The organism is Streptomyces sp. NPDC002787, from assembly GCF_053592095.1.
Map to the genome: position 1 here is coordinate 25562 of NZ_JBSFVC010000056.1, position 7812 is coordinate 33373.

General features: G+C 69.8%; 4 protein-coding genes and 1 pseudogene. All 5 read left to right on the top strand.

Features of this window, described 5'->3' with window-relative positions:
* Positions 1 to 260 precede the first annotated feature (260 nt).
* The 5 genes and pseudogenes from ACWD26_RS41815 (at position 261) to ACWD26_RS41835 (ending at position 7365) form a co-directional block, all read left to right on the top strand.
* Complete coding sequence (locus ACWD26_RS41815) at positions 261 to 1025, top strand: TnsA-like heteromeric transposase endonuclease subunit (RefSeq protein WP_451278632.1); 765 nt, start codon at positions 261 to 263, stop codon at positions 1023 to 1025.
* The gene (locus ACWD26_RS41820) at positions 1022 to 3286 is read left to right on the top strand and encodes a transposase (protein WP_451278634.1); all 2265 of its coding nucleotides are present in this window, start codon (positions 1022 to 1024) and stop codon (positions 3284 to 3286) included. The genes ACWD26_RS41815 and ACWD26_RS41820 overlap by 4 nt, the downstream gene beginning before the upstream one ends.
* Complete coding sequence (locus ACWD26_RS41825) at positions 3264 to 4532, top strand: AAA family ATPase (RefSeq protein ID WP_451278636.1); 1269 nt, start codon at positions 3264 to 3266, stop codon at positions 4530 to 4532. Before ACWD26_RS41820 ends, ACWD26_RS41825 begins: the two co-directional genes overlap by 23 nt.
* Position 4533: 1 nt before the next feature.
* Positions 4534 to 6408 carry a TniQ family protein gene (locus ACWD26_RS41830; RefSeq protein ID WP_451278638.1) on the top strand — a complete coding sequence of 625 codons (1875 nt, stop codon included), beginning with the start codon at positions 4534 to 4536 and terminating at the stop codon, positions 6406 to 6408.
* Between the two features lie 192 nt (positions 6409 to 6600).
* A pseudogene (locus ACWD26_RS41835) lies at positions 6601 to 7365 on the top strand (hypothetical protein).
* Positions 7366 to 7812 lie beyond the last annotated feature (447 nt).

Genomic DNA, 7812 nt, shown 5'->3' on the forward strand with positions numbered 1-7812 from the left:
AGTTGTCACCAGCGGGACCGGCTGAGCTGGTGAATGGGGACGTTCGAGGCAGCCTGGTTGTCACCAACGAGGCATTCGACTTGTCACAGGCGCTCATTCAGCAGTCTTTCTGTCACCAGAAACGAAGATCGGGAGTCTGAGGTTCTCCACGGCGCTTCGATGAGCTCATGGCCGCTACACGTGCTGGGTCGGGAAGGGTAGTCGAAGCCGCTGACAGCGGGGCTGTCTGGTCGCATCGGTGCAGCTGGGAAGACCTTTTCGTGCCGACGGACGTCGACGCGGGCAGGTCCGGTCTGGATCTGGGCGACGGCTGGACGAGACGGTGGACGGTCTCTTGGCGGGCGGGTGGGATCGGTGCGTCCTGTTCGGTGCACGATCTCGTACAGGAGCCGGTGCTCAGGAGCGATCCGATGCGGCACTTCACCTGGCGCCGGGACCAACGGCACCGTCCTGGCCTGCAGTTCCTGACCAGTACTGGTCGGCATCACGGCGCGGAGAGCCTGGAGGAGAGCCGGGTGTTGCTGGCCTTGGACTTCGCCGGGGATGTGGTGGACGTCGTCTCGCAGCCGCTGAAGATCTCCTTCGTCACCTGCGGGAAGCGTCGCTCCCACATTCCTGACTACCTCGCGGTGACCCGCCGCGGCGTCTGGCTGATCGACGTACGCCCCGAGCCTTTGATCAAGGAGTCGGACCGGGAGTCGTTCGCCGCGGCCGCCGAGGTCGCCGTCGCCTGCGGCTGGCGCTACGCGGTGGCTGCCCGCTGGCGCGAGCACGCCTTCGCAGGGCTGGACGCGATGGCGTCGCGGCGCCGACTGAGGTCCGATCCGCTGGGGCTTCGGCCGGTGCTGCTTGCCGAGGTCGGGGGCGGGCGGAGGTTCGGTGAGCTCGCGGCGGCGACGGGCTGCGAGCCGGTCGCCCGGGCCCAGCTGCTGCACCTGCTGTGGTCCCGGCAGCTGAGCGTCGACCTGGCCGGCCCGCTGCAGGACCGCTCGCTCGTGATGCCCGCCGGGGAGGCGGGCCGGTGACCGCGGCGGCGGTGCTGGACCTTTCCCCCGGCGCCGGGCTGGTGCTGGACGGGACGGAGTGGACGGTCGAGCGCCGCGAACCGCACCTGGGCCGGGTGCAGTTGGTGAAGGACGACGGCACCCGCGAGCGGATGACGTTCCGGTTCCCGGCCAACCATCCGCAGTGCCGGCCGTCATCGCGGACGTCGGCGGCGGGGGCCGACCGGGGCCGCCAGCGCAAGGCGTCCGAGGACCTGAAAGCGGGCCGGCTGGAGCTGACCGAGCTGCGGATGGCACACCGGCTGGAAGTGGCGACCGGGTTCCGCTCCGGTGACCCGTTCCACCCGGGCCCGGGCGAGCCGCGAGCCGAGTACGACCCGGCGACGACGACGCTCACCGAGCGCCGGCACGCGAAGGTGGCGGAGCTCGCGACCCTGGACCCGCAGCACGCGAAGCTGCTCGGTTTGGGCTCGGTCGGCTACCGCACGCTGATCCGGTGGGAGAGCGCCCGCCGCCGGTTCGGGCTGGTCGGTTGCGCGGACGACCGCTGGCTGCGCCGAAGCGGCGGAACCCGGACGGTTTCCGAGCCGGTGCGGGAGGCGGTCCTGGCGGTCCGCGAGGAGACGAAGCGGATGGCGAAGGTGTCGATGCGGACCAAGGACCGCATGATCCGCCAGTACGTCCGTGAGGAGTTCGGGCCCGAGACGAAGGTGCCCAGCTACGACACCCTGCGCCGGCTCTGGCAGGAGTGGTTCGGCCCCGGCGGCGCCCGTCAGCGCTACGCGAGGTCGGCCGATCTGCCGGAGTCGGAGGGGCACGTCCTGGTGCATCGGCCGGGCCAGGTCGTCGCGTTGGACACCACGGTGCTGCCGGTGATGGTCCGCGAGCACGTCTTCGGCGATCCGGTGAAGATGCACCTCACCCTGGCCCTGGACGTCTGCACGCACTCGCTGGTTGCCTTCCGGCTGACGCTGGTCTCCGACACCTCGGTGGACGTCGCGATGGTGCTGCGGGATGTGACGATGCCGCTGCCGATGCGGGCGGACTGGGGCGAGGACCTGGAGTGGCCCTACCCCGGCCTGCCGGCCGCGGTGGTGGCGGAGTTCGCCGGGCACGCGGTGGCCGGACTGCCGTTCTTCACCCCGGAGACGGTGACCACCGACCACGGATCGGTCTATCGCAACCACCACCTGGTCGAGGTCGAGCGGGTGCTGGGCTGCCAGGTCCTGCCCGCGCGGGTGCTGCGGCCGACCGACAAGGCCGCCGTCGAGCGGGCGTTCGGTGTGATCCGGCAGCTGCTGTTCGAGCACCTGGTCGGTTACACCGGTGTCGATGTCGCCGACCGCGGGGCCGACCCGGCCGCGGACGCGGTGCTGACGGCCGACCGGCTCGAGCACCTGATCGCGACCTGGATCGTCGGCGTCTGGCAGAAGCGCAAGCTGGGCGAGTATGCCCCGGCCTGGGATCCGGACGGCTCGCACAGCCCGAACTCGCTGTTCGCGGCGTCGTTCGCGCAGACCGGCTTCGCGATGGACATCCCCTCCCCGGAGCTGTTCTACGAGCTGCTGCCCGCCCACTACGTCCGCATCGACAAGCGGCGAGGGGTGAAGATCCGCGGACTTTGGTACGACGACGCCGATGTCCTGCGGGACTACCGCGGCGAGCTGTCGACGCGGGGCGGCAAGCACAAGGGCAAGTGGCTCATCCGCCGCGACCCGCGGGATCGGCGCCAGGTGTTCTTCCAGGACCCGCTCAGCCATGCCTGGCACTCGCTGTCCTGGACGGGCATGCCCCGGGCCGGGCAGATGCCGGCCTTCGGGGACGCGCGGGCCAGCGCCCTGCTCTCGAAGGCCGCCGCGGCCGGGCTGAAGCCGAAGTCGGACGCCGAACTGCTGCCGGTGCTGCTGGAGCTGATCGGCTCGAACATCCCGGTCAGCAAGTGGCCGACCCAGCTGAAGAAGTCCCAGCGCACCGAGCACGCCCGCGAGACGCACCAGGCCAGGGCCGCGCAGGCCGACCGGCCGCCGAGCACGGCGGCCGCGGCCCCACCACCCGCCCCCGCTCCCGCTGGGGAGGAGACAGCGACGGTGCTGAGCTGGCCGGGCCGGGCCCGCCAGACGCAGGAAGCGATCGCCGGGGAACGGCGCCGGCGGCGGGAGGCCGTCCGGCCCGCTCCCGTTCCGCCACCCGAGCTGGGTCACAGCTTCCGGGCCCGCAGCGTGTTCGTCCTGCCCGAGGACGACCTGGAGGAGGACCGTGGTGGACCAGACGACGCCGGATGACCACGCGGTCGTCCCGTTCCTGCGGGCCGGCCCGCCGCCGGACCGCACCCGCTGGGAGGGCTGGCAGCAGTGGCGGAAGATCCGCGGCACCTTCGTGCCCGCGCCGCGTCTGACGCCGGCGGACTACCAGAGCCTGAGTCCCCGGCGGCGGGCTCTGCACGACCTGCACCGCACCGCGACGCACGTCAACATGCGGCTGCAGGAGACACCGATGAGCGCGCGGGTCGCGAACCTGATGCGCGGCCGGCTGCAGAACAACGCGGTGAAGTTCATGCCCGGCACCCGCGACGGCCTGATGATCAACGGCGGCGGGTTCCAGGGCAAGACCGAGACCGCCTGCGACGCGGCCGCGTCCTTCGAGGACGTCTGGCGCGAGGTCCACCACCAGCTGCTGCCCGGCCCCACCCCCGGCACCCGGGACGTCTTCGTGCCCGTCGCCTACTGCCGCCTGCCGGTCCGCGCGACCCCCAAGGGCCTCTGCAAGGCGATCTTGAACGTCTACGGCAACCCACACCCCGGAACCCTGGACGACCTGGTCAGAGCGGTGCGGGACGCGATCCGGGACCATCACACCACCGCCCTGCTGATCGACGACATCACCCGGCTCCGGCTCCACCGCGAGGACGACCAGGACACTCTCGACCTGATCCGCGAGCTGATGGACCTCAACGTCACCCTGATCCTGATCGGCGTGGACATCCCCGGCTCCGGCCTCCTGCGGGGCGCCTACGTCGACCAGCGCACCGGTCAGTGGGTCTTCCCCGACAACGGGCGAGGCGGGCGGCACAGCACCGCAGCGGCCACGCAGACCGGCCGCCGGTTCGACATGGTCGATCTCGATCCGTTCGACTACTCCACCCCGGCCGGCATCACCGCCTTCCTCGACCACCTGGCCGGCATCGAGGACCAGCTGCGGCTCCTGCGGTCCTTCGAAGGCATGCTCACCAGCGGCGAGATGCCCGAGTACATCTTCGGCCGCACCCGCGGCGTCGTCGGCCTGCTGCGGCGGCTGATCGAGGACGGCTGCACCGAGGCGATCCTCACCGGCGAAGAACGCCTCACCCCGGAACTGCTCGCGAAGACCACGATCCACCTCGGCAACATTGACGACCTCGACCCCGGCGCCGGTGAGGTCCCCGACATCCCGCAGAACACCGCCCCGCCCGCGAAGCCCAAGCCCCGCCGACGGCGCGGACGCAACACGGTCCTCGACGACCGCGGGAACAGGCCGACCTCAGGTGACTGACATGGCCATGAGCTCCGGGAGGCGGCCCTTCGGACTCAGCCTCGACCCTCTGAAGGGCGAGTCCCTGGCCGGTTTCGTCCTGCGTCTGGCCCACCGCCTGCACATCTCGCCCCACGAGCTCGCCCGGCTGACCGGCCTGACCGAACAGGACCGGCTCGGTCGGGCCCGGGCGTCACTCTCCACGCGGCTGACCCCCGCCGAGATCAAGAACTTCGCCGCCACCACCCGCCTGGACCCCCGCGAGGTCCGCGCGATGACGCTGGAACCTCTCGCCTCCCGCTACCTGCCGACGGCCCGCAGCGTCGCCAACGTACGGGCCGGGAAGGTCTACTCCATGCACACGGACGGATGGCTGTTCGCCACCACCGCCCGCTACTGCCCCCGCTGCCTCGCCGGCGACGGCTCCGACATCCAGAACGCCCACGGCGGGCCATGGCAGATCCTCTGGCGCCTTCCGGTCGTCTTCGCCTGCCCGCTCCACGAGGTGTTCCTGGAACACCTCTGCCCCCAGTGCCACAAACCGGTCAATTTCAGCAGCAGAGCCCAGTTGTTTCCCCGTCCTGCCGCCTCCGGAGTCCACCCTGCCCACTGCCGGTCTTCCACGGACCAGGACATCCCGACCAGCCGGCCCGGCGCCCCCTGCGGGGCACCGCTTGCGCACGACCCACTGCACCATCACCGGCCCGGCCCCGCCCTGCTCGCGCTCCAGCACAAGATCCTTCGACTACTCCGGCCGGGCGGTCCGAAACTGCCGGCACAGCAGTACTTCACCGAGCTCATCCTGCTCGCGGGACTGGTCATGATCTGCTGGCCGCGCGTCCAGCCGGTCGGCACCACCCGCCAACTCGCCGCGGCCGTCGCCAAGCACCTCGCCATTTACGAAGGAACCGACTCCCGTCCCTACCGCTCCACCGGGGCGCCCGTCGACGCGTTCGCCTGCGCTGGCCTCCTCCAGGTCACCGATCGCCTCCTGGCCGCCGACGACCTGCGCGAAGCCCTCTCCTTGCTCGCCCCCGAGGAGAACAGGACCCGCAGCGGAATCCCGCCCACACGGCACCTGATCTGGGACAAGAACTTCAAGAAGCACCGCAGCGCATGCTCCGAACGCTTCCAGCACGCCGCCGAGACGATCGTTCCCACCTTCCGACGCACCGGCAAAGGCGGACTCCGCCTCCCCTCCAACGGTGTCGGCCTGAGACCCGAACACATTCCCGCGTTCCTGCCCCAAGCGCTCGCCGGACATCACCTCAACTTCCTCTCGGCCATCGCCCCCAAGATGCACCGACGCAGTGCCTCGGTCTTCCTGGTCCGGCGCGCACGCGGCGGCAGTCTCGACGAAGCCGCCCAGTTCCTCGGGATCAACCCCCAGGGCAAAAGGAACGGCTACACACAGCTGCTGAACCGCCATCTCCGCACCAGCGGCACGGCCCGCGACTTCGAGCAGGCCCTCGACGCCATCACCGCCGAACTCCTCGCCGGCCCTGTCATCGACTACCAGCGCCGACGCAAGGTCCTCGCCACTTGGACCCTGGAACCCGAGAACTGGCAGCACATCCTCGCTCAGCTCCCGGCCCTCACAAGCCATCGAAAACCCATCAGCGACGACCGCAGACGCCTGGCCGTCAGTGCCTACATCTGGACCCGCGTCACCGAAGGCGAGCCCGATTTCGTGCCCTGCCCGCCGCACATCACCCTCGACCCCCAACTACGCGCTGCCTGGACCCGGGAGCGACACAACGTGTTCCACTGGCTCCGCAAAGCTGACCACCAGCCCTACTACGGCGCCCTCAAACCACTGCTTGAAGGCCACGCACAGCAACTGGCCAAGGTGATTGACCACACCTCCTCCGGGATCGGTGCGGCTCTCCTGAGGTGAGCTTGTCGGTCGCATTACGAGGCTCCTGACGGCTTCAAAAGCCGTACCCCATGGCCCGGCCGAGCGATAGGGTCCAGATGTGCGTTGATCTTCCGGGCGGCAGCCACGTGCAGCCGCGGACGGTGCAGGGCGCCTCGTAATGGGGTCGCCCCAGCAGGCATACCCGTCATCACCACACCAAAGTTCCACACCATGACTGCTCAGCAGCCGCTCACCTACGACGCGTTCGTCGAACTCGCCGTCGCCGAATCAGCCGTGCTCGGTCTTGTCCTCAAAGGTTCCCAGGCCCACGACGGCATGATCACCCCGCACTCCGACCACGACCTGTATGTGGTCGTTGCCGATGACGCCACCACCGACCTGTCCCGGTTCACGGGGCACCGCAGCGCCGAGCTCGACCTCGTCATCGTCACTCTCACCGAGTTCCGCGGAGCCGGGATGCCCGGTTGGGAACGCTATGCCCTCGCCCGTGCTCGGGTCGTTCTCGACCGGCTCGACGGAGGCATCGCCCGCATCCTTGCCGGCTGGGCCCGTTTGGATGCCGATGAGGCGTTCCGGGACGTCGGCGGATGGCTCGACGCCTACGCCAACTCTCTCTACCGCTCAGTCAAGAACCACCGGGACGGCCTGGCTCTGGCCGCCCGCCTCGACGCGGCCGACAGCATGCGGTTCCTGCTGGAATTGCTCTTCGCTCTCCACCGTCGCCCTCGCCCTCGCCCTTACAACAAGTACCTGGAGTGGGAGCTCGCCCGATATCCGCTGCCGGGCTGAGACACCGACATGCTGCTGCGTGCTGTGGACCGCATCTCGGCAGCAGGCGACGTATCCCTGCAACGGCAGCTGTTCACCCTTGTCGAGAAGGCGGCCCGGGAGGCCGGACACGGCGAGGTGCTGGACGCATGGGGCGACGATTTCGACCCCATGCGACCGCGAGAGGCAGGCAGCGATGCTCCCTGAGCTGTGCTTCACAGCACCGGAGCCGCCCTGGATGGCTCCGCGCGATCTGCGTGCCGGTTCCCTGGTGGACCGACGGCATCGATCTGGCGCCTGCTGGCCGCCGAGCCCGGGGAACTGAGCCTCGCGGGCGTTGTCGGCGGCAGCGCTGATCCCCGCAACGAGTGGGTGATCCGCGAGGTCCCTGCGGGCAAGCACGTGAAGTTCTGGCCGGAGAAGCCGGCCCGCGGGCACTTCTCGCATGCGCGGGCCGCTCTCGTTCACTGCCTCAGTGGACGGTTTCCCGTCTCAGGACTGAACGGCCGAGCGCAGCTCGGGCAGGGACAGGACTTCGTCCAGCGCGTCGACGTAGAGGTCCACGTGCTCGCGGCGGAAGGTCATGGGCGGTTTGATCTTCAGTACGTTGTCGTGCACGCCGTTGGGGAAGACGATGACGCCTCGCTCCTTCAT